The sequence below is a fragment of the uncultured Tenacibaculum sp. genome (assembly GCF_947498805.1).
GTDB lineage: Bacteria > Bacteroidota > Bacteroidia > Flavobacteriales > Flavobacteriaceae > Polaribacter.
Map to the genome: position 1 here is coordinate 117727 of NZ_CANMLT010000002.1, position 22936 is coordinate 140662.

Below are 22936 nucleotides of genomic sequence, written 5' to 3' on the forward strand. Positions count from 1 at the left end.
ATGAAATTTAAATTAATACTGAGCATTTTAATGATCATGATAACAATAGAAGGATATTCACAATATGAACCTTTCTATTCTCAATATAACAACAACTTTAATTTAATAAATCCAGCATATTCTGGTGCACATGATTTTTTTACATTGACAGCAAATGTAAGAAGTCAATGGGTAAATGAACCTGGTAGTCCAAAAACAGGTTTCTTGACATTACAAGGAGGAATAGGCAATAACTTGGGAGTTGGATTTTCAGCAGTTTATGATAAGGTTTATGTTTTAAATGAAAGTCATTTGTATGGAGATGTTTCTTATGCTATTAGATTGAATGAAGAATCAACGCTATCCTTCGGATTAAAAGCTGGTGGAAGTTTTATAAATGTAGATTTACAAAGTCTAGGAATTACTAATGATTTATTGTTTAGTAGTAATATAAATGAGTTTAAATTTAACATGGGAGCTGGTGCTTTCTTTCATACAGATAAATTTTATGCTAGTTTTTCAACCTTGAATTTATTAGGAAATAGATATTATAGTAGAGAAGGAACTAATATCAACTCAGCGAATGAAAGTCCTATTTTTTATGTGTCTTCAGGTTATAGATTTCAGACAGGTGATAAGATAGCATTAAAACCTTCGTTTTTGATGCGTTATGCTAATGGAGAACCAATATCTTTAGATGTATCTTTAGGAGTATTATATAATAATCAAGTAGAATTAGGTATTTCACATAGAATAAATAATTCAATAGCAGGTTTAATTCAAATAAGAATAAATGACAACACTAAAATAGGGTATACTTATGAAAGTTATTTAGCTAGTGTAAGTCAGTATCTTGGTGGATCGCATGAAATAAGTTTGACTTTTGATCTATGGAAAGGAAGATATGGCTATAGATATAGAAACAATAGAAATAAAAATGAGCCACCGTTTTATTGGGGGTCAGAATAATATGTTTAAAAAGCGAAGTAATCAAATGATTACTTCGCTTAAACTACTAACAAAGTTTAGTTAGCAGACATTCTCCCCCAAGAACATCTATTTAAAGAGGTATAAAAGCTTGAATTTTATAAAATTCATTGGCATTTACATTATCATTAGAAATGTTAGGTCCGGCAGCAAAACGGAACCACACACCATTGTTTAGCGTAGCCTTGATATAACCTCCCAAGAATTGATATAAGGTAACGGTATCACCTTGATCTACTCTTGTTTGCCCTAAATGTTCGTAAAAACCTCCTAGCGATACATGCTTGTTTATTTTAAAACCTGGAATTACCCAATTCAGCATTAAATCTTGTGAATTCCCTTCACCACGTAAACTTTTGTAATAGGCAGTATAAGCTTCTAATTCAAAGTTTCCAGAATGATGTAATAAGAAGATACTAGGTATTATGCTCTCAGCAATCTTTGTACCCGCCGATTGTGATAATAACTTTCCATGACCAAATCCTAAACTAGGATTGAAGTACCATTTTTTATTTTTAGAGGTAAAACCAAGTCCTACACCGGTTTCTAAGAATAAATCCTTTCCTTGATTCCCAAAGGATGGGTTCACCCAGAATACACTATAAAAGGTTAGTTTTTTGTTAGACTCTAGTTCATATGATCCCAAAAAGACGTTATTAAAACCAGCTCCACTATTATGAATTGGCATTATAGCAAAGGTTGTTTTAGACTCTTTTTTTTCTTGTGAAAAGGAATGAAAAGACGTGAATAAAAATGCGATTATAAATGTGAAATATATTTTTTTCATGATTAAAATTTTTAATGGTGATTGTTAAATTGAGGCATTCTTTTTTCAATAAAAGCTCGCATGCCTTCTTGTTGATCTGGAGTACTGAAAAGAGAGTGAAATAACTTTCTTTCAAATACAATTCCCGATTTAAGTCCTGTTTCTAAGGATTGATTGATGGTTTCTTTGGCTGTTTTTAAAGCAACTTTAGAATAGTTGGCAACTTTTTGTGCTTGATTAAGTACATGTTGCATAAAATCTTTTTGAGGGAAAATTTTTGAAACTAATCCTATTCTATTTGCTTCAATAGCTGAAACATCTCTACCAGTTAGAATGATATCCATGGCTTTAGACTTTCCTACTAACTTGGTTAATCGTTGAGTACCGCCGATACCAGGAATTACTCCGAGTTTTATTTCAGGTTGTCCAAAGACGGCATTTTCTGATGCATAAATAATATCCGACATCATGGCAAGTTCACAACCTCCACCGAAAGCATAACCAGAAACAGCTGCAATAATTGGTGTTTTAAGTTTGGTTATTCTTTCCCAATGATTGAAATAATCTTCTTCAATCATTTGTGTTGCATTTTTGCTAGCCATTTCTTTTATATCTGCACCTGCACAGAAAAAAGTATCATTACCAGTTATAATTATGCAACCTACAGAGGAATCAACATCGTTGTTTTCCAGTCCAGTTAATAACTCATGCATGAGCTCTGTGCTTAAGGCATTTAAAGCTTTAGGTCGATTTAATTGGGCAATAAGTACCCTGCCTATTTGTTTAAATAGTACATTCATTATTTTAATATTTAGTTTTATTTTACGTTAAGAATCCCAAATAGCTCCATAAGCAGGAATACCGAGATACTCCATATTATGTACTACCTTTTCGGTAAGTTTTTGATTGGATATACAGATTACTGCTTCCGCATTAAAATCTTTATAAGCCTTGTAGGTTAGTTTAACCAAATCTGGTTTTCCATTGGCGTCTGTGTCCCAAATAATGGCATTAGGTTGTACCGCTAAGATTTCATTTACTAATTCCTTACCATATGTTTTTTCAGGATTTCTTGTAGCCCAAATAAGTAGGGAAGGAGTTTCATTTAAAAGTAAATGCGGTATACAAGGACCAATACCACTACCTGTAGCAACCCAAATAACTTTATTAAATAGCTTATCAACATTCCCAACACCTGCAGTTGGAATTCCTTTTACCCATATTTTTTCTGGTTTATCATTGATAAAACTTCCTGTCCAATCTCCCGCTCTGGAAATTGTAAGTCTAAACCCGTCTTTATCAGGAGCAGGAACATTCGCAAAAGAATGCCACTCTAGTAGTGGATTTCTACTTAATGCAGTAGAAGATCCTGCAAATGGAGTAACTCCGTAATTAAAAGAGGTTAAGGCTACATGATTAGAAGGTTTAACAATATCTATATCGACTTTTTTTAAACGTAACCATGGTAGTATCACACTAATGGTTAGGGTAGTAAGAATCCAAAAGTTAACACTCGAGAATATAGTGTCTATAGAATGTTGGACTTTTAAAAACAAAATCATTTGTATCCAAAACAGTATGAGTACTGTCCAACCACCTAATCGGTGCATAGCTTCAAATTGATTATGATTTTTAGCTCTCATTTTTGGTAATGCCGTGATTATGATAGCTATTAAAAGAACTAATATAATTGAAGTAACTATGATGATTGGTAGGTTTACTCCTTCATATCCGTTGATATAATAATGAAACAGACTTATTACAAATATGATATACCAAAGTGTTCCCATACTTGAACTAGAGCTATGTAGACCACCAAAATGATAAATTTTGGCGCAGATTCGTCTAATAAACAAAGGCCAGTACTTAGGTGCACTTGTTGCTATTTTGAATAATAGATTAATTACATATTGTTGACGTATTAATATGGCCAATGTAAAATTGTATAGAATTACTTCAGCAATGCTGTTTAAAGCTATATAATCAGATGAAAACCAGTTCCAAGATGTTGCTGCTTTAAATAAAATAACACTGTTTATGATTGTTATCAGTATAAATAATCTACGGTATGGAATAAACCATGGATGTTTTCCGATTCGATACCAAAAGTTCTTCTTTGGTGGTAATTTAATTGCTTCCATAGTTGTTTAGTTTAAAAAGTCTTTCAATTTTCTTTTATCAATTTTACCTCTAGAAGTTTTGGGTAACTCCTTTAGAAAAATGAATTCCGATGGTAAATAGTAATAAGGTAATTCTTGAGAAATAGTGTCTTTAATACCTTGTAAAAGAGGATGTTTTTCATCGGTAGTGCTACTAATAAAAGAAACCAAATAATTTTGATGTTTGATTGTTACCGCTCTAATTACCTCAGAAAAGCGTTCAATCACCTTCGAAATAGCATCTAGTTCTACTCTAAATCCTTTTATTTTTACTTGATCATCAATCCTTCCATAATGAATTAATTCACCTTCAGAATTCCATTTTCCCAAGTCTCCTGTATTAAACATTTGGTTTCCATTGTTTAAGAAAGGATCAGGAGCATAGCGAACTTTATTTAACTCATGGTTATTTATATACCCTTTGGTAACGCAATCCCCGCCGGCCCACATAATACCTACTTCACCAATTTTACAAGGCTCTTTGTTTTCATTTAATATATAAACGGTGTTGTTAGGTGTTGGTTTTCCAATGGAAAGTTCCTTGTTTTTGATGTCACACTTTTTCATGGTGTTAACGATAGTGGTTTCTGTGGGGCCGCAAGAATTGTAAAAGTTAGATACTTTAGCCCATTGATTTGCTAAAATTTCTGGACAAGGTTCTCCTGCAACGGCAACAGTTTCTATGTCTTTGCATTTTTTTAAATCGATAGCGGTAAGTATAGTAGGTGTAGCGATTATTACATTTGCTTTTTGAGCAGTTTCTTCAATATTTTTTCCTCTAATAAGTAGTGTTCCACCATTTCCTAAACATCCTAATACTTCCCAGGCTGCCATATCAAAAGAGATATTGAGTATTTGGGCAACTTTGGTGCCTGGTTTAATGTTTAAATCACCTGGGGAGTTGTATAAAATATTGCATAAATTTTTATGCGATACTTGTACACCATTTGGAGTACCCGTTGTACCAGAGGTAAATAGGATAAAACAAGTAGCTTCTGGAGAGGTACTTTTTTGACTAATAAGTTTAACATTACCGTATAAATTTCTATAAATATCTCTCGATAACTCCTTATCAATAAAAATGATTTCTTTATTGTTACCAAAGTTTGTTTGGGAAGAATAATCAGATAATGTAAGAGTGATAGAAGCTTTACTCAAGTCATAAATTGTATTGAGCATTTGCTTAGGTACAATTCTAGGATCTTGTGGTACATAGCTAGCTCCTAATTTGAGACAAGCAATAATACCGATAATCATTTCTAAAGATCGATGTGTGTAAAGCGCTACCGTATTTCCAGCGGTTATTCCTTTTTGTTTAAGAATTAAAGCAAGTATAGTGGCTTCATTATCTAAACTTTTGTAAGTAAGCCTATTTTCTAAGTGGCTTACTGCTATATTATTTGGGTTTTTACTAACCCAATACTCGAAAGCATTCAAAATATTTTCATGTTTCGGGGGAGTCTTCGGTGCTATTCCAAAATTCACAAAATCTTGTTGATCTTCTAGTGATAAATTTTGAATAGCATCTTTGTTGATTAAAGAACCTATGGAATAAAGTTCTTGACTGTTACTCTCAATTTCTCCATTGAGAGCTTCATCATTTAAAGCTATTTTTTTCATAATTTAATAATTGAATTATTCATAAAATTTAGCTGCAGCTTTTTATAATGATGTAAAGAACTAGCTATAGTATCACAGAAATATCACAAAAAAATCATTTTTAAATCACAAGATATTTTTATAAGTTCGCCTTTAAGAACCCCGAAAATCTATTAAAAATGAAAAATATACTTATCATTGAAGATGATATTGCAGTATCTAAACTCCTAGAATTTAATTTAAAAGCTGAGAATTTTTACACCAAAACAAGTACCGATGGAAAGGTAGGTTTGGATCTAGCCCTTAAAGAAGATTTTTCTCTTATAATTTTAGATCTTACATTACCTGGTTTAAATGGTATAGAGGTTTGTAAATCGATTAGAAAAGTAAAGAACACTCCAATTTTAATGCTAACAGCTAAAAGTAACGAGATTGATAAAGTACTTGGATTAGAGATAGGAGCAGATGATTATATGACCAAACCTTTTAGTGTAAGAGAGCTACTAGCTAGAGTCAATGCTTTAATTAGAAGAAATTTAATTGTTAAACGAAAAGAATCTGAAAATAAATTATATAAAAATATATCATTTGATGAGCTTTCAATAGATATAGAAATGAGAAAAGTAACACTAAATACTCAAAGGATAAATCTATCACCTAAGGAGTTTGAACTGTTAGTGTTAATGGCTTCAACACCGGGAAAAGTATATAGTAGGGATTCTTTATTGAAAATCATATGGGGGTATGATTTTGAAGGGTATAGGCATACAGTTAATTCACATATTAACAGATTGCGAAATAAAATTGAGAGTAATTCAGAGGAACCTAAATTTATACTAACTTCTTGGGGTGTTGGTTATAGATTTAATGAAGAATTAAAAATCCCTTCCCGTGACCTCAAACAAAACTATTTCAAACAAGTTAATTAAAAAGTTAAGTGTATCTTTTTTAGTTATTATTTTAATCATTGGTGTTGTTTACATATGTACAACCTATTACTTGATAAAACAATTTTACAGTGAAACTTCACAACACCTAAATGCCAATGTGGCAAATCATTTAGTTGAAGAAAAGTTTAGAAATGCATCTCCATATTTAGAAAATGGCAAAGTAAATAAAGAATTATTTGATGATTTAATGCACGATATGATGGCAGTAAACCGTGCTATTGAAGTGTATTTATTAAATGATGAAGGAGGAATTGTATATTCGGTTGTTTTAGATCATTCAGACCCTAAAAGTCCGATGACGATGATCGATTTAAACCCTATTAATAAGTTTATAAGTAATAATCAGGCTTATGTTTTAGGAGACGATCCAAGAGATAAGAACAATAAAAAGATATTCTCAGCAGCCTATTTTGAGAAAGAAAATCATTCAGGTTACATCTATATAATTTTGGCCAGTGAAAAGTATCAAGAGGTTTGTAATTCCCTGTTCTCAAGTTTTTTTTTGAATCTGGGACTTACAACCTCTTTAATAACAATGTTTTCTGCCTTACTTTTAGGTTTATTAAGTATTTGGTTTTTGACTAAAAGTTTACGAAGTATAATTTATCACGTAAATAAATTTAAAGAAGGGAATTTAAAGAGTAGGATTCCCAATCCTGAAAAATCTGATTTATCAATCTTAGCGGTAACATTCAATCAAATGGCAGAAACAATTGCTGCCAATATTAAAGAGATCAACGCAGTAAATCAGTTTAGGAAAGATTTAATAGCGAATGTTTCACATGACTTAAGATTACCATTAACTTCTATTAAAGGTTATGTAGAAACGCTGCGTTTAAAGGGTAGGGTGATGGCAATCGATGATAAAACAGAATTTATGAATATCATTGAAAAGAGCGCAGAATATCTTGGTAATATGATTAATCAACTCTTTGACTATTCAAAGTTGGATGCTAAGAATATTAAAATATGTAAAGAACCGGTTGATATAATAACGTTATTATTAGAAATAAAGAAACGATATATAATTCTTGCAAAAACAAAGAATATCATATTAGAAATTAATGGAGCTAAAGAAGCTCCGTTAGTTTTAGCCGATAGCACGCTTATTGAAAGAGTGATTCAAAATATTATAGACAACGCAATAAAATTCACTCCAGAAAAAGGTAAGGTAGTCGTAACTGTGTTAGTCAAAAAAACTCTAGTAACTATTCAAATAAAAGATTCTGGTTTTGGTATGAGTGAATTGAATAAACAGTTAGTTTATAACAACGAAAACCAACAGAGAGAAATAGATTATTATGAACAGGGAATGGGCCTAGGACTAGCAATCGTAAAAAAAATGATAGAACTACACAATTCCAAATTGAAAATAAAAAGTAAACCAAATGAAGGTACTCTTTTTGAGTTTTCACTGCCTATTTATGAAGAAAACTGTTTGCTATATAATCAGCAAATTAATATCTCTATACGGTAAATCAAACCAGTCAGCAACAGTTTTATTTGTTAAGATACCATGGTAAAAATACATTCCATTTCGTAAACTTTTATCAAACCGAGCTGCGTTTTCAAAACCTCCTTCTTCTGCAATATCCAATAAGTACGGAGTAAATATATTGCTTATAGAAACAGAAGCAGTACGAGAATATCGAGAAGGGATGTTAGGTACACAATAATGAATAACACCATGTTCGGTAAATGTTGGTTGACTGTGTGTGGTGACTTTTGAAGTTTCAAAGCATCCGCCTCTATCAATACTTACATCAACTATAACAGCTCCTTCTTTCATTTGTTCAATCATACCTTCTGTTACAATAACGGGAGAGCGATCTTTACCTCTAATAGCACCGATAGCAACATCACAACGCATTAACGCTTTAGCTAAGGTTTTAGGCTGTACAGTAGATGTATAAATGGGTGCTTTGACACATGCTTGAAGATTACGAAGCTTTGTAATAGAATTATCAAAAACTTTTACTCTTGCACCTAATCCTGTAGCTGTTTTGGCAGCAAATTCACCAACAGTACCAGCACCTAATATAACTACATCCGTGGGAGGAACTCCACCAATATTTCCTAATAATAAACCATTTCCACCGTTTGGAGCAGTCATTAATTCAGCAGCAATATGCATAGAAGCAATACCGGCAACTTCACTCAATGATTTTAATATTGGATATGAACCATGTTCGTCTTTGATATAATCAAAAGCAATGGCTGTAATTCTTTTTTTAGCCAATGCTTCGAAGTATTTTTTATTTTGAGTTTTTAGCTGTAGAGCAGAAATTAATACAGCTTGCGGGTTCATCATTTTTATTTCTTCCAATGATGGTGGCTCTACTTTTAACACGATATTACAAGCAAAAGCTTCTTTTACATCATATGAAATTTTGGCTCCTGCATCTGAGTATTCTTTGTCGCTATAATTCGCTCCTTCACCAGCACCAGTTTCAACTACAATTCTATGACCATGAGCAACAAGAGCAGAAACTGCATCGGGAGTCAAGCTAATTCGCTTTTCTTCGAAATGTGTTTCTTTGGGTAGACCTATAAATAATTCACCTTTTTGCTTTTTAATTTCAAGCATTTCTGGTTGCGGCATTAACTGCTCTTTTGTAAAAGGTGAAATAGACCCCATATAATTATTTGGTTTTTAGTTGAATATTGCGTTGACCGTCTTCTAAAAGAGTAATATTTACATCAACAGCTTCTAAAGGTAATAAATTTTTAACATTTTCAGGCCATTCAATTAAGCACCAATTGTCACTGTATAAATAGTCTTCAACGCCCATGTCGTATGCTTCTTCCTCATTATCAATTCTATAAAAATCGAAATGATAAACAATTTCTCCATTGTTTGTGTGGTATTCATTTACCAAAGAAAAAGTAGGAGAGTGTGTAACATCTTCAATACCCAAAACTTTACAAATTTCTTTAATAAGTGTTGTTTTTCCAACTCCCATTTCTCCATTAAATAACAATATTTTATGAGAAGCAGTAGCTATTACTTCTTGGGCAATGTCTTTTAATTCATTTAAAGAATAATCTCTGTTCATAAGGGCAAAAATAATGAAGTAGAAGATGAATTACTACACTTTCTTAATTCTTATAAGTATAATGTCCAATAATTTTAAAATCAAATAAACAATCTTCTAAAACTTGACCACCTCCAATATTGTGAACAATCAAATATCGATGAACATTTGATGGTGATTTTTTTGAAGAAACAATACCAATATGTGTGGTGCCTCCACCTAAATTCCAGCAAACAATGTCGCCTGGTTTATAATCCTTGGGATTTGATGATATCTTTTTAATAGTTCCTTTTCTTGAAAAAAAAGTCATTAAGTTCGGAACTCTTCTATGGTCTATGTTGGTATCTGTTCTTTTTAAACCCCATATTTTAGGATACAAAGAAAAGTTAGTCTTCATATCTTCGTGCACTTCTTTTTGAAGATCAATTCCTAATTTGCGATAAGCACGAATAACAACATCGGTACACACACCTTTTCCAGCAGGAACATCTCCATTAGGATACTTTATTGAAAAGTAGCTAGGGTCATACGTAACCTGTTGTTTGGTTAGTTCAAAAGCTGCATCACTTAATTTGTTGAAGTTTTGCTGTGCATAAGACAACTTAACTCCAACAAATAAGATTATGAATATCCAGTTTTTAAACATTATTTCGGATTGTAAACCGCACAAGGAATGATCATTTCTTCTAATGAGATTCCACCATGCTGATAGGTGTTACGGTAATATTTTACAAAATGATTATAATTATTGGGGTATGCGAAAAACAAGTCTTCTTTTGCAAAAATAAACGGACTATTAATGGTTATACTTGGTAAGAAAATGTCTTTAGGATTCTTAACAGCATATACATCTTTACCTTCATATGAAAGGCTTCTACCAGTTTTATAGCGTAGGTTAGAGCTAATGTTCTTATCACCAATAACTTTTGTAGGATTTTTTGAGTTTATAGTTCCATGATCTGTGGTAATAATAAGTTTTAATCCGAGTTGTTGCGCTTTTTGAATCATTTCATACAAAGGAGAGTTTTTAAACCAGCTAACCGTTAATGAACGATACGCTTTATCATCAGCAGCTAGTTCTTTAATAACTTCCATTTCTGTTTTAGCATGAGAAAGCATATCAACAAAGTTGTATACAACTACCGTTAAATCGTTTTGCTTTATTGAGTTAAAATTTTCTACTAAATCTTTACCACTTTTTAACGAGACTATTTTATAATACTCATGCTGTATTTGTAAACTATGCCTTTTTATTTGTGCCTCAAGAAAAGCAGCTTCATGTAAGTTTTTTCCACCTTCATCAGTATCGTTCTTCCAAAGGTTAGGATGTCTTTTTTCCATTTCGGAAGGCATTAATCCAGAAAAAATAGCATTCCTCGCATATTGCGTTGCTGTAGGTAGAATACTATAATATGAATTCTCTTCAGCTTTTTTATAGTAGTTGTTTATAAAAGGCTCTAAAACTTTGTATTGGTCATATCGTAAATTATCAATTACTAATAGTAACACGCCTTGTTCCTTAGATAAATTCGGAATTACATAATCTTTAAAAAGTGTATGTGAAAAGGTTGGTTTATCATCACTTGTCAACCAATCTTGATAATTCTTTTTAATGAACTTAAAAAACTGACTATTGGCTTCCGTTTTTTGAGACTCCAGAATTTCTAACATTCCAGTGTCATTAATGTCTTCTAGTTCTAATTCCCAGTGAACTAATTTCTTGTACATTTCTATCCAATCAGTATAAGAATTAACCATGGCTAAATCCATCGCTATTTTTCTAAATTCTTGTTGATAGTTTAGGGTAGTCTTTTCAGAAATTAAACGAGAATTATCTAAATTCTTTTTAAGACTTAGTAGAATTTGATTTGGATTTACTGGTTTGATTAAATAATCAGCAATTTTAGATCCAATAGCTTCTTCCATAATATATTCCTCTTCACTTTTGGTAATCATAACCACAGGAAGATTTACATTAATCTGTTTAATAGAAGATAACGTTTCTAGCCCAGTAATTCCAGGCATATTTTCATCTAAAAAAACAATATCAAAATTTTCGTTTTCTACTAATTCTATAGCATCTGTACCATTTGTACATGTAGTAACATTGTAGTTTTTCTTTTCTAAAAATAAAATATGAGGCTTTAATAAATCAATTTCATCATCAACCCAAAGGATGTCTATGTTCTTCATAATTTTTTAGTGCTTATTTCTTTACATAACGCACAAATATGCTTTTGTTGTAAATTTAAAAGCTAAAAATACGTTAATAAAGTTTAGCTTTAACTTGCTTTTATTGATATTTTATAATTCTTTTGTTTGGAATTGAATACAATAACTATTTTGAGTACTCCTAAAACCAATAAATTAAAAATATTAAACGATCCTGTTTACGGATTTATATCTATTCCGAACTCTTTAATTTTTGATATTATAGAGCATCCTTATTTTCAACGTTTAAGGAGAGTTAGTCAAATGGGATTATCAAATTTGGTATATCCAGGGGCAAATCATACGCGTTTTCATCATGCGCTAGGTTGTTTACATCTAATGCAAAAAGCAGTAATTTCTCTAAGAAACAAAGGGATAGAAATTTCAGATGAAGAGGCAAATGCATTGTATTTAGCTATTTTATTACATGATATTGGGCATGGAGCCTTTTCACATGCTTTAGAGCATAGTATTGTGAATGAAATTACTCACGAAGAGATTTCTTTAAAATTTATGAAAGCTCTAAATAAAGAGTTTGATGGAGCATTGGATTTGGCAATTGAAATATTTGAAGGAAGACACCCTAGAAAGTTTTTTTATCAATTAATTTCAAGTCAATTAGATATTGACAGGTTGGATTATTTAAAAAGAGATAGTTTTTATACCGGAGTAACAGAAGGGAATATATCATCAGATAGATTGATAAAGATGATGAATGTTGTTGATGATGAATTGGTAATAGAACAAAAAGGAATTTATTCTGTTGAAAAATTTATCATTGCACGACGATTAATGTATTGGCAGGTGTATTTACATAAAACAGGCTTAGTAGCAGAGAGTATTTTAGTAAATGTGCTTAAAAGAGCTAAGGAACTAGCATTAAAAGGAGAACAATTATATGCAAGCAATGCTTTTAGATATTTTTTATACAATCAAATAATTCCAAATAATTTCACTGAAGAAACATTGGAGACCTTCTCTAAATTAGATGATTATGATGTGTTGTCATCTATAAAAGAATGGACGAACCATTCAGATAAGATATTGTCGTCATTGTCAAAAATGATTATTAATAGGAAGTTATTACGAATAGAAATTCAAGATATTCCATTTACAGACAAATATTTAGAGAAGATAAAAACTAAACTTATCAAAAAGTTTGATTTAGGAGAGGAAGAATTAACTTACTATATGCTTAACTCGAAAGTTGGTAATCAAGCATATAATCCAGAATTACCAATTAAAATTTTAAATAAAAAAGGAAAGTTAAAGGATATCGCAAAAGCTTCAGACCAATTAAATTTGCAAGCTTTAACGAAACCTGTTATAAAATATTATTTGTGTTATCCCAAGGAGATTTAGTATATAACTTTTTTGAATGGAGGTATTAATATTTAAAAAATAATTACTTTTGCACTTAATGAAATTTACCGCAAAACAAATAGCAGATATTTTAGAAGGAGATATTGTAGGAAATCCAGATGTTGAAGTTAGTAAGCTTTCTAAAATAGAGGAAGGTGAATTAGGTTCTTTAACCTTTTTATCAAACCCAAAATATAATCAATATATATATGATACAAATGCATCTATTGCAATTGTAAATAAATCATTTGAACCAGAGAAGGAAATTACAACGACTTTGATTAAAGTTGAAAATGCATATAAATCATTCTCTAAGTTATTGGAATTTTACAATCAAGTAAAAAACAATAAAACTGGACGAGAAAACCCTCATTTTATTGCAGATTCAGCTAAGATAGGTACAAATGAATATATTGGAGCTTATGCATATATAGGAGACAATGTTGTTTTAGGAGACAATGTGAAGGTGTATCCTAATACATATATTGGAGATAATGTAACTATCGGAGATAATAGTATAATTTATGCAGGAGTAAAGATATATTCAGAAACAGTAATTGGTAAGGATTGTAAGATTCATTCTGGTACAGTAATAGGATCTGATGGTTTTGGTTTTGCTCCAGATGAAAATGGAGAGTATAAAGCGGTTCCTCAAATAGGTAATGTTATTATAGAAGATAATGTTGATATAGGAGCGAATTCTACCATAGATAGAGCTACCTTAGGATCAACAGTTATAAGAAAAGGAGTGAAGTTGGATAACCAAATTCAAATAGCTCATAATGTTGAAATAGGGAAAAATACAGTAATAGCATCTCAATCGGGAGTAGCTGGTTCTACAAAAGTAGGAGAAAACTGTATGATTGGAGGACAAGTAGGAATTGTAGGACATATTAGCATTGGTAATAATGTTAAGATTCAAGCACAATCAGGAATAGGTAGAAGTTTAAAAGACAATGATGTAGTTCAAGGATCGCCTGCATTTGGATATTCAGATTACAGTAAATCATACGTGTACTTTAAAAACTTACCAAAATTAGCCTCAACGGTTCACAAATTAGAAAAAGAATTTAATGCTCAAAATTCTCAAAATGAGTAACAAACAAAAGACAATACAAAAAGAAGTTACATTATCTGGTGTAGGGTTGCATACAGGTAATGAGGTTGTAATGACCTTTAAACCAGCTCGAGTAAATCATGGATTTGCTTTTAAAAGAGTGGATTTAGAAGGACAACCAATAATCGAAGCTAAAGCTGAATATGTTACTACGACTCAGCGTGGTACAAACATGGAGAAAAATGGAGTTCAAATTCAAACTTCAGAACATGTTTTGGCAGCAGCTGTAGGGTTAAACATAGACAATTTATTAATTGAAATTAATGCTTCTGAACCACCTATAATGGATGGATCATCGAAGTATTTTGTAAAAGCTTTAGAAGAAGCTGGAATAGTTGAGCAGGAAGCTGATATTGAAGAGTATGTAGTAAAAGAAATTATTTCTTATAAAGATGAAGCTACTGGTAGTGAAATTATTTTAATGCCAGCAGAAGAATATCAAGTAACTGCTATGGTAGATTTTGGAACCAAAATTTTGGGGACCCAAAATGCCACATTAAATACTATTTCAGACTTTAAAGAAGAAATTTCAGCAGCAAGAACTTTTAGCTTTTTGCACGAAATTGAAATGCTTTTAGAAAATGATTTAATTAAAGGAGGAGACCTTAATAATGCTATTGTTTATGTTGATAAGGAATTATCTGATAGAACTTTAGAGAAATTAAAAGAAGCTTTTAATAAAGACAATGTTTCTATAAAACCTAATGGTATTTTAGATAACTTAGAATTACATTGGGCTAATGAAGCTGCAAGGCACAAACTATTAGATGTAATTGGAGATTTAGCTTTAGTAGGTACCAGAATTAAAGGGAAGATTATAGCTAATAAACCAGGACATTTAGTAAATACTCTTTTTGCAAAAAAATTAGCAAAAATTATAAAGAAGGAAAAAAGAAATAATGTTCCTGTATATGATTTAAATGAAGCTCCATTGATGGATATTCATAAAATTATGGATATTTTACCTCATAGACCACCGTTTTTATTAATTGATAGAATTATAGAATTATCTGATAAACACGTTGTGGGAATGAAAAATGTAACAATGAATGAAGACTTTTTCGTTGGACATTTTCCTGGTGCACCTGTAATGCCTGGAGTGTTACAAGTAGAAGCAATGGCACAATGTGGTGGAGTTTTAGTATTAAGTACAGTTCCAGACCCTGAAAATTATTTAACTTATTTCATGAAAATGGATAATGTTAAGTTTAAACAAAAAGTATTGCCAGGTGATACTTTAATATTTAAAAGTGAACTAATAACACCGATAAGAAGAGGTATTGCTCACATGCAAGCGTATGCATATGCTAATGGAAAATTAGTTTGTGAAGCAGAATTAATGGCTCAAATATCTAAAGTAAAACAATAAAACCTTATGAATCAACCACTTGCATATGTTCACCCACAGGCTAAAATTGCTAGAAATGTAGTGATAGAACCTTTTACAACAATACATGCCAATGTAGAAATAGGTTCAGGAACATGGATTGGTTCGAATGTAACTATCATGGAAGGGGCTAGAATAGGGAAAAACTGTAGGATATTTCCAGGTGCAGTTATTTCAGCTATTCCACAAGACTTAAAGTATAACGATGAAGATACTACTGCAGAGATTGGTGATAACGTAACCATTCGAGAATGTGTAACAATTAACCGTGGTACTTCCGATAGAATGAAAACCATTATTGGAGACAACTGTTTAATTATGGCATATTCACATATAGCACATGATTGTAGAGTTGGAGATAATTGTATATTTTCGAATAATACAACCTTAGCAGGACACGTAAATATTGGAGACAATGTTGTATTAGCAGGTATGGTAGCAGTGCATCAATTCGCCTCAGTAGGAAATCACGCTTTTGTTACAGGAGGATCTTTAGTACGTAAAGATGTACCACCTTTTGTAAAGGCAGCTCGTGAACCTTTATCGTATGTAGGAATCAATTCTGTTGGCTTGAGAAGAAGAGGATTTAGCACAGAAAAAATTAGAGAAATACAAGATATATATAGAATACTATTTCAGAAGAATTATAATAATACGCAAGCAATTGATATTATTGAAGCTGAAATGCAAGCAACCTCAGAAAGGGATGAAATCGTTCAGTTTATAAAGGACTCTCATAGAGGTATAATGAAAGGGTATTTTAAATCAAATTAATTTTAATGCGTAATAAAATATGCGCAATTAAACCTAAATAAACATTTTTAGAAATGGCAACAACATCAGATATTAAGAAAGGATTATGTATTAAATATAACCATGATATTTTTAAAATTATTGAGTTTTTACATGTAAAACCAGGTAAAGGTCCTGCTTTTGTTAGAACGAAATTAAAAAGTGTTACTACTGGAAAGGTAATTGACAATACTTTTTCTGCAGGTCACAAAATTGAAGATGTAAGAGTAGAAACTCATAAATTTCAGTATTTATATGCTGAAGGTGATGATTTACATTTTATGAATACAGATGATTACAATCAAATTACTTTAGAAAGAAAAGTAGTTGATGGAGCTGAGTTTATGAAAGAAGGAGAGGTTGTTACTATTTTAATAAATACAGAAGATAGTTTACCTTTATCTGTGGAAATGCCTTCACATGTTATTTTAGAAGTAACACATACAGAACCAGGAGTAAAAGGGAATACAGCAACGAATGCAACAAAACCTGCTACTGTTGAAACAGGAGCAAGAGTAAATGTGCCTTTATTTATTAATGAAGGAGATAAAATTAAATTAGATACAGAAAAGGGGACATACTCTGAACGTATCAAAGAGTAAATTTAATTCCCGCAATTGCGGGATTTTTCTTTTATATGAAATTTAAACAACCACAAACATTAGCGCAAATTGCCTCACTATTAGAAGTAGAGTTTGTAGGAGACAACGATTTTCCAATTACAGGGATTAATGAAATTCATGTCGTTGAAAAAGGAGATATTGTTTTTGTAGACCATCCAAAATATTATGATAAAGCGTTAGAATCTGCAGCTACAACGGTTTTAATAAATAAAAAAGTTGATTGCCCAGAAGGAAAGTCGTTATTGATCTCAGATGATCCTTTTCGTGATTTTAACAAACTAACGAAACATTTCAATCCTTTTATAGCTTCTAAAAGTAGTATTGCAGGATCTTCAATAATTGGTGAAGGTACTATTGTACAACCAAATGTATTTATTGGAGAAAATGTTACAGTAGGTAAAAATTGTTTGATTCATCCTAACGTTACCATAAATAATAATTGTGTAATAGGTGATAATGTAACCATACATGCCAATACCGTTATTGGGGGTGACGCATTCTATTATAAAAACAGACCCGAAGGTTTTGATAAATTAATATCAGGAGGAAGAGTAGTTATTGAAGACAATGTTGATTTAGGAGCTTCTTGTACTATAGATAGAGGAGTAACTGGAGATACTACTATTGGAGCTGGATCTAAATTAGATAATCAAGTACACATTGGTCACGATACGGTAATAGGTAAAAAGTGTTTGATAGCAGCCCAAACAGGTATTGCTGGTTGTACGGTTATTGAAGATGAAGTAACTATTTGGGGACAAGTAGGAATAATTAGTGGATTAACTATAGAAAAGGGGACTGTTTTAATGGCACAAACGGGTGTAACAAAGTCTTTGAAGAAGGGAGTTTATTTTGGAACACCACAGCGAGAATATCGCCAAACGCTTCGTGAAGTTATCTATTTAAAAAATGTAACAAATCCAGATAAAAAGTAACGTAAAATTAATTGTGAAAACTCAATTAAAAAGTTATTTTTGTCTGTCTTAAAAAAATAAGTAAAAAATAAACCAATGAGTGTTTTAGTAAATAAAGATTCGAAAATTATTGTACAAGGTTTTACTGGTAGTGAAGGTACTTTTCACGCTGGTCAAATGATCGACTACGGAACCAATGTTGTTGGAGGTGTAACTCCAGGAAAGGGAGGACAAGAACATTTAGGAAAACCTGTATTTAATACAGTTGTTGAAGCTGTAGAAAAAGCTGAAGCTGATACTTCAATTATTTTTGTACCACCAGCATTTGCTGCTGACGCAATTATGGAATCTGCAGAAGCAGGAATTAAAGTAATTATTTGTATTACTGAAGGAATTCCTGTAGCTGACATGACTAAAGTTAAAGCTTATATTGATGCTAAAGAAGACTGTACTTTAGTAGGACCTAACTGTCCAGGAGTTATTACTCCAGAAGAAGCTAAAGTTGGAATTATGCCAGGATTTATCTTCAAAAAGGGTAGAGTAGGTATTGTATCTAAGTCAGGTACATTAACTTATGAAGCTGCTGACCAAGTTGTAAAACAAGGTTACGGAATTACTACTGCAATTGGTATTGGTGGAGATCCAATTATTGGAACTACTACAAAAGAAGCTGTAGAATTATTAATGAATGATGAAGAAACTGACGCAATTGTAATGATTGGAGAAATCGGTGGACAATTAGAAGCTGAAGCTGCTCGTTGGATTAAAGCTGACGGTAACCGTAAGCCAGTTGTTGGATTTATTGCAGGGCAAACTGCACCAGCTGGTAGAACTATGGGACACGCCGGAGCAATCGTTGGTGGAGCTGATGATACTGCACAAGCAAAAATGAAAATTTTAGCTGAAAATGGAATTCACGTTGTTGAATCTCCAGCTAAGATTGGAGAAATGGTAGCTAAAGTTTTAGCATAGTTTCTTTAAGAAATACATTAACATATTTTTTATAAAGCATTACTTTTTTAGTAATGCTTTTTTTGTATATTGGAAGTGATATAAACTTTAATATTACAATATGAAATTAGAACAAATTAAAAATTTAGGAAAAGAATTAAAAAAACAAGAATTAGTGAATGTGACTGGTGGAGACATAATAGTAGGCTATATGTGTGACGATGGAACTATGGGAACTGTTAGAGGACCAAATGATGGTCATTTAATGGATGGAGTATGTGGTGATTTAAACTATAGAATAACTTATACAAGAGAAGGTATTTCTAGATAATTAAATCAATTCATTTGGTTTAATTAATAAAATTACATGTCCGATTACTAAATTAGTAATCGGATTATTTTTGTAATAAATTTAAAGATATGCTGACTTTTTTAGATGTTATTATTATTAAAATTGTAGCCCTTTTTGTATGTTAGTGACTCATTTAAATTAATATTATTATGAAATTAGATCAAGTTAAAAACTTAGGAAAAGAATTATCTAAAAAAGAGCTAAAAGAAGTAAAAGGAGAAGGAACTGCTTACTATCAATGTGAAGATGGTAGAACAGGACAAATTAGAAACGTTAATTCAAAAGAAGAATTTTTTGCTTTGGAGCATCCTTGTGGGCCAGGAAATGGAGAAATGTATATGAACCTTTAGATAATAAACCTTATTTTTAATTTATTAACTAGATAAATTTATCTAGGTGAAAATCCCATATTGTACGGGATTTTCTTTTTATATTTGACCCATTAAAACAACTAATAAATGAAACTTTTAGAAAATAAAACAGCAATTATTACTGGTGCTACAAGAGGTATTGGAAGAGGGATTGCTTTAGAATTTGCTAAACAAGGAGCGAATGTAGCTTTTACTTTTAATTCTTCAGTAGATGCTGCTACTGCTTTAGAAAATGAATTAAAGGAATTAGGTGTAAATGCAAAAGGATATCAATCGAACGCTGCTGAATTTGATGCAGCTCAAGAATTGGCAAAAAATGTTTTAGAAGAATTTGGTACGATTGACGTATTGGTAAATAACGCAGGTATTACTAAAGATAACTTATTAATGCGTATTTCTGAAGACGATTTTGATAAGGTAATTGAAGTAAACTTAAAATCTGTTTTTAATTTAACGAAAGCAGTTATTCGTCCAATGATGAAACAACGTGCAGGATCTATTATCAATATGAGTTCTGTAGTTGGATTAAAAGGAAACGCTGGGCAAGCAAACTATGCAGCTTCAAAAGCAGGTATCTTAGGTTTCTCTAAATCAGTGGCTTTAGAATTAGGTTCACGTAATATTCGTAGTAATGTTGTTGCTCCAGGTTTTATTGAAACTGAGATGACAGCTAAACTAGATGAAAAAGTTGTAGAAGGATGGAGAAATGAAATTCCTTTAAAAAGAGGAGGTTCTCCAAAAGATATTGCCGATGCCTGTGTGTTTTTAGCATCTGATATGAGTTCATATATTACTGGGCAAACTTTATCAGTAGATGGAGGTATGTTAACCTAGACATAAGAATTAATATAAAATAAAAAAGTCTGTATCCTTTACGATACAGACTTTTTTTATTGAGGGGTTTTTGTTTTTAGGGGTACACTTTTAAAGGGGAAAAGTGTAAGGGGCTTAGGGACAACATGCTTTAAGGGGAAAGCACTCATCAGGGAATTAAGGGAAACACTTTAGGGGTAAAATGTTTTCCAGGGGAATTTGTGTAATTATTACTTAAGGGGAAATAATGTAACACAAAAGGGATCAAAATTATAGAGGGGTCGGTTATAAGGGAAATTAAAAATGTTGTTTTTTTATTTTTTATAATCTTCAAACGTACCATCGTTATATAAAACAACAATGTTTTTTATTCTTTTCTCGACAGGAACACCTTTTTGTTCGTTGCCTGAGAATGGCGTATTTGATTTTTTTTCGGGCTGTTGTTCAAATACGGGATTTTCATTAAACAGAGAAGGGGATTCAGTCATAGGGGATTTTTCTTCTTTATTTATAATTGTACTCTTACTTTTCGGAAAAGTGCCTCTACCATATACTAACCAGTCTAATTCAATTTCATCAAAAGCTTTCTCAACTTTAATAACAAAATCTAAACTAGGTTTGTTTCTACCAGATAGTAAGTGGGAGATACTCGATCTAGGTACATCAATCATATCTGCAAATGTTGAAGCGGACAGATTGTAATAATCTAATATAAGTTTAATTCTATCGATCATGGTTTACGTTTGTAAACTAAATTACTTGTTTACGATTGTAAAGATATGTAAATTACATAAGTAAACAAGAAAAAGTTGAATTATTTTTCTAAAACAGCAATTAAACACCTATAAATAACTTTAAATATACTTATTTTAAGCATTGTAAATCAACTAGTTATATGTTTATTATAGATTACACTTATAGTTCATGATTAATTGAGGTTTGTGAAGTGATTTTAGTGTTATACAAGTGTAAACACTACTTAAATACTATATATATAGTGTTTAAAAGATGGAATTTTCTATGTATATAACGATGTTTAGGTCATATACATAAGTTTTTATATGTAGAAATGACATTATTATACTTATAAACAACCCAAAATTGTAGTGAATATCTAGAATTTACGCATTTACATTTGTAAACTAACTAAATTATACTGTTAAACTCCATCTTTAAATTCTCAGGAAATACTGTAAATGCAAAGTTTTCATGGACTTCATTTGGAGAAACACTAAGTTTAAAATCAAAATTCTTACAAATACTTGAAATAGCAGTTGTCATTTCTACCATAGATAAGTGCATTCCAGGACATAATCTAGCACCTCCACCAAAGACTTTAACTGCCTTAGGCGCATGGTTTTGATGAAATGGACACTCTGACTTAATCCACCTACCTGGTTCAAAGCTTAAAGGATTACTGAAATAGTCACTATTTCGTTGTGCATGACTGTTTACTAGTATAATACTAGTGTTCTTAGGAATTTGAAGGTTGTTTACTATAATATCATCATTAGATTGAAAGAATAAGATAGGAGTAGTAGGCTTTAATCGCATAGCCTCTTGAATAGCCGCATTGGTATATTTCAACTTATTAATGATCTCATAATCATCTGCCACATTACCTGTATATTCTTTATGAGCTTCCTCTCTTATCTTATATACTATTTCTGGATGCTGTGCTAAGTAATATAATGTCCAGGCCATAGAATTAGAAGTAGTATCCTCTCCAGCTAAAAGCATTGCTATTACATTACCATACAATGTTTTTTGATCAAAAATGCTATGTTCCTTTTCGCTTTCAATTAAAAGAGCTTCTAAAAAATTGGTAGGAGCTTCTTTTAAATCAGGACTCTTAAGCAACCTGTCTTTAGCCTCTTCAATAAACTTTCCAACGACTTTTTCTATAGCTTTAAGCGATTCTTTTAGTTGTTTATCCTTCTTACTAGGAAAATACCTCCAAGATGGAAAAGGAGCTGTAATTCGTTCATTAATCATTGGAAATATTAACTCTAAATGATTTTGAAAACTATCTTGTTTGTTATGAATCGTATTTAGCTTGTATCCAAAGGCAACTTCCGTTGTAACATCTATAGTATATGCTATAAAATCTTTTAATATTTCAACAGAATCCTTAGTACTGGCATACGAATTAATTTTAGTAAGTAGCTTTTCCGTTTTATCATGCACAATAGGGTAGTAGCCCTTTACTTTTCTAACGTTTAAAGCTTCAGCAACAGGCTTTCTTTGTTTTTTCCAATCATCACCTTCAGCATTAAACACTGTATGAAACCCCATTTCCTTAAATACTTCATCAATTTTAGATAAACGACGAAATTGATCTGGTCTTTGTTTTAAAATAGTAGTGTTTACAATTGTGTCAGCCGAAACTAAGGCTTTTATAGGACCAAGTTTAATAGTGTATAAATCACCTAATTCATTAGCCCATTGCTCCAGAATACGATGTTTATTCTTCTTCTTAAAATCTTTTAAATTACCCAAAAAGAAACTCCCTTTTGGTGTTTTTAAATCCTTTAATGTAGATAGTTTGGTAGGTGTTGTTGGTTTCAT

At 31.5% G+C, this 22936-nt stretch carries 23 protein-coding genes; 13 read left to right on the plus strand and 10 right to left on the minus strand.

What is annotated here, in order from left to right:
* Entirely contained in the window at nucleotides 1-948 is a 948-nt protein-coding gene (locus tag Q0873_RS03595; RefSeq protein WP_299104435.1) for a type IX secretion system membrane protein PorP/SprF, read from the plus strand.
* A 91-nt stretch (nucleotides 949-1039) separates the two neighbouring features.
* Here the strand turns inward: Q0873_RS03595 and Q0873_RS03600 are convergent, their stop codons facing one another.
* Genes Q0873_RS03600 through Q0873_RS03615 form a run of 4 tightly spaced genes read right to left on the minus strand, consistent with a single transcriptional unit; the run spans nucleotide 1040 to nucleotide 5511 of the window.
* Nucleotides 1040-1753: a DUF6733 family protein gene (locus Q0873_RS03600; RefSeq protein WP_299104436.1), complete on the minus strand. Its 714-nt coding sequence runs from the start codon at nucleotides 1751-1753 to the stop codon at nucleotides 1040-1042.
* 11 nt (nucleotides 1754-1764) lie between these two features.
* The gene (locus Q0873_RS03605; RefSeq protein ID WP_299104438.1) at nucleotides 1765-2532 is read right to left on the minus strand and encodes an enoyl-CoA hydratase-related protein; all 768 of its coding nucleotides are present in this window, start codon (nucleotides 2530-2532) and stop codon (nucleotides 1765-1767) included.
* A gap of 27 nt (nucleotides 2533-2559) precedes the next feature.
* Nucleotides 2560-3873 carry a hypothetical protein gene (locus Q0873_RS03610; protein ID WP_299104440.1) on the minus strand — a complete coding sequence of 438 codons (1314 nt, stop codon included), beginning with the start codon at nucleotides 3871-3873 and terminating at the stop codon, nucleotides 2560-2562.
* A 6-nt stretch (nucleotides 3874-3879) separates the two neighbouring features.
* Nucleotides 3880-5511, minus strand: a complete 1632-nt coding sequence (locus tag Q0873_RS03615; protein ID WP_299104441.1) for an AMP-binding protein — start codon at nucleotides 5509-5511, stop codon at nucleotides 3880-3882.
* 158 nt (nucleotides 5512-5669) lie between these two features.
* Between Q0873_RS03615 and Q0873_RS03620 the strand changes: the two genes are divergently transcribed.
* Both Q0873_RS03620 and Q0873_RS03625 read left to right on the plus strand, forming a co-directional pair.
* Nucleotides 5670-6419: a response regulator transcription factor gene (locus tag Q0873_RS03620; protein WP_299104443.1), complete on the plus strand. Its 750-nt coding sequence runs from the start codon at nucleotides 5670-5672 to the stop codon at nucleotides 6417-6419.
* A 70-nt stretch (nucleotides 6420-6489) separates the two neighbouring features.
* Nucleotides 6490-7917: a HAMP domain-containing sensor histidine kinase gene (locus Q0873_RS03625; RefSeq protein ID WP_299104444.1), complete on the plus strand. Its 1428-nt coding sequence runs from the start codon at nucleotides 6490-6492 to the stop codon at nucleotides 7915-7917.
* Here the strand turns inward: Q0873_RS03625 and Q0873_RS03630 are convergent.
* Genes Q0873_RS03630 through Q0873_RS03645 form a run of 4 tightly spaced genes read right to left on the minus strand, consistent with a single transcriptional unit; the run spans nucleotide 7882 to nucleotide 11668 of the window.
* On the minus strand, nucleotides 7882-9078 hold the full coding sequence (locus Q0873_RS03630) for an alanine dehydrogenase (protein ID WP_299104445.1): 1197 nt from the start codon (nucleotides 9076-9078) through the stop codon (nucleotides 7882-7884). The two genes, Q0873_RS03625 and Q0873_RS03630, sit on opposite strands and share 36 nt — an antisense overlap.
* 4 nt (nucleotides 9079-9082) lie before the next feature.
* Nucleotides 9083-9496, minus strand: coding sequence for a tRNA (adenosine(37)-N6)-threonylcarbamoyltransferase complex ATPase subunit type 1 TsaE (gene tsaE, locus Q0873_RS03635; protein ID WP_299104446.1), 414 nt, complete (start codon nucleotides 9494-9496; stop codon nucleotides 9083-9085).
* A 43-nt stretch (nucleotides 9497-9539) separates the two neighbouring features.
* Nucleotides 9540-10121 carry a DUF1287 domain-containing protein gene (locus Q0873_RS03640; protein WP_299104447.1) on the minus strand — a complete coding sequence of 194 codons (582 nt, stop codon included), beginning with the start codon at nucleotides 10119-10121 and terminating at the stop codon, nucleotides 9540-9542.
* The gene (locus tag Q0873_RS03645; protein ID WP_299104448.1) at nucleotides 10121-11668 is read right to left on the minus strand and encodes a bifunctional response regulator/alkaline phosphatase family protein; all 1548 of its coding nucleotides are present in this window, start codon (nucleotides 11666-11668) and stop codon (nucleotides 10121-10123) included. The genes Q0873_RS03640 and Q0873_RS03645 overlap by 1 nt, the downstream gene beginning before the upstream one ends.
* A gap of 150 nt (nucleotides 11669-11818) precedes the next feature.
* On the opposite strand from Q0873_RS03645, the gene Q0873_RS03650 reads away from it, so the two are divergent.
* The 10 genes from Q0873_RS03650 (at nucleotide 11819) to fabG (ending at nucleotide 20389) form a co-directional block, all read left to right on the plus strand.
* Nucleotides 11819-13048: an HD domain-containing protein gene (locus Q0873_RS03650; RefSeq protein WP_299104450.1), complete on the plus strand. Its 1230-nt coding sequence runs from the start codon at nucleotides 11819-11821 to the stop codon at nucleotides 13046-13048.
* A gap of 58 nt (nucleotides 13049-13106) precedes the next feature.
* A complete protein-coding gene (lpxD, locus tag Q0873_RS03655; RefSeq protein WP_299104452.1) occupies nucleotides 13107-14147 on the plus strand; it encodes a UDP-3-O-(3-hydroxymyristoyl)glucosamine N-acyltransferase in 1041 nt (346 codons plus the stop codon).
* Nucleotides 14140-15534 carry a bifunctional UDP-3-O-[3-hydroxymyristoyl] N-acetylglucosamine deacetylase/3-hydroxyacyl-ACP dehydratase gene (locus Q0873_RS03660; RefSeq protein WP_299104454.1) on the plus strand — a complete coding sequence of 465 codons (1395 nt, stop codon included), beginning with the start codon at nucleotides 14140-14142 and terminating at the stop codon, nucleotides 15532-15534. The genes lpxD and Q0873_RS03660 overlap by 8 nt, the downstream gene beginning before the upstream one ends.
* A 6-nt stretch (nucleotides 15535-15540) precedes the next feature.
* Nucleotides 15541-16326, plus strand: coding sequence for an acyl-ACP--UDP-N-acetylglucosamine O-acyltransferase (lpxA, locus tag Q0873_RS03665; RefSeq protein ID WP_299104456.1), 786 nt, complete (start codon nucleotides 15541-15543; stop codon nucleotides 16324-16326).
* A gap of 53 nt (nucleotides 16327-16379) precedes the next feature.
* Entirely contained in the window at nucleotides 16380-16946 is a 567-nt protein-coding gene (efp, locus tag Q0873_RS03670) for an elongation factor P (RefSeq protein WP_299104458.1), read from the plus strand.
* A gap of 35 nt (nucleotides 16947-16981) precedes the next feature.
* Nucleotides 16982-17902 carry a UDP-3-O-(3-hydroxymyristoyl)glucosamine N-acyltransferase gene (locus Q0873_RS03675; protein WP_299104460.1) on the plus strand — a complete coding sequence of 307 codons (921 nt, stop codon included), beginning with the start codon at nucleotides 16982-16984 and terminating at the stop codon, nucleotides 17900-17902.
* A 75-nt stretch (nucleotides 17903-17977) separates the two neighbouring features.
* The gene (sucD, locus tag Q0873_RS03680; protein ID WP_299104462.1) at nucleotides 17978-18853 is read left to right on the plus strand and encodes a succinate--CoA ligase subunit alpha; all 876 of its coding nucleotides are present in this window, start codon (nucleotides 17978-17980) and stop codon (nucleotides 18851-18853) included.
* A gap of 100 nt (nucleotides 18854-18953) precedes the next feature.
* Nucleotides 18954-19163 carry a hypothetical protein gene (locus Q0873_RS03685; RefSeq protein WP_299104463.1) on the plus strand — a complete coding sequence of 70 codons (210 nt, stop codon included), beginning with the start codon at nucleotides 18954-18956 and terminating at the stop codon, nucleotides 19161-19163.
* Nucleotides 19164-19333: 170 nt separating this feature from the next.
* A complete protein-coding gene (locus Q0873_RS03690) occupies nucleotides 19334-19534 on the plus strand; it encodes a hypothetical protein (RefSeq protein ID WP_299104464.1) in 201 nt (66 codons plus the stop codon).
* A gap of 108 nt (nucleotides 19535-19642) precedes the next feature.
* Nucleotides 19643-20389 carry a 3-oxoacyl-[acyl-carrier-protein] reductase gene (fabG, locus tag Q0873_RS03695; protein ID WP_299104466.1) on the plus strand — a complete coding sequence of 249 codons (747 nt, stop codon included), beginning with the start codon at nucleotides 19643-19645 and terminating at the stop codon, nucleotides 20387-20389.
* Between the two features lie 293 nt (nucleotides 20390-20682).
* Here the strand turns inward: fabG and Q0873_RS03700 are convergent, their stop codons facing one another.
* Together Q0873_RS03700 and Q0873_RS03705 are read right to left on the minus strand one after the other, a co-directional pair.
* Nucleotides 20683-21102, minus strand: a complete 420-nt coding sequence (locus Q0873_RS03700; RefSeq protein ID WP_299104467.1) for a helix-turn-helix transcriptional regulator — start codon at nucleotides 21100-21102, stop codon at nucleotides 20683-20685.
* A gap of 412 nt (nucleotides 21103-21514) precedes the next feature.
* A complete protein-coding gene (locus Q0873_RS03705) occupies nucleotides 21515-22936 on the minus strand; it encodes a cytochrome P450 (RefSeq protein WP_299104468.1) in 1422 nt (473 codons plus the stop codon).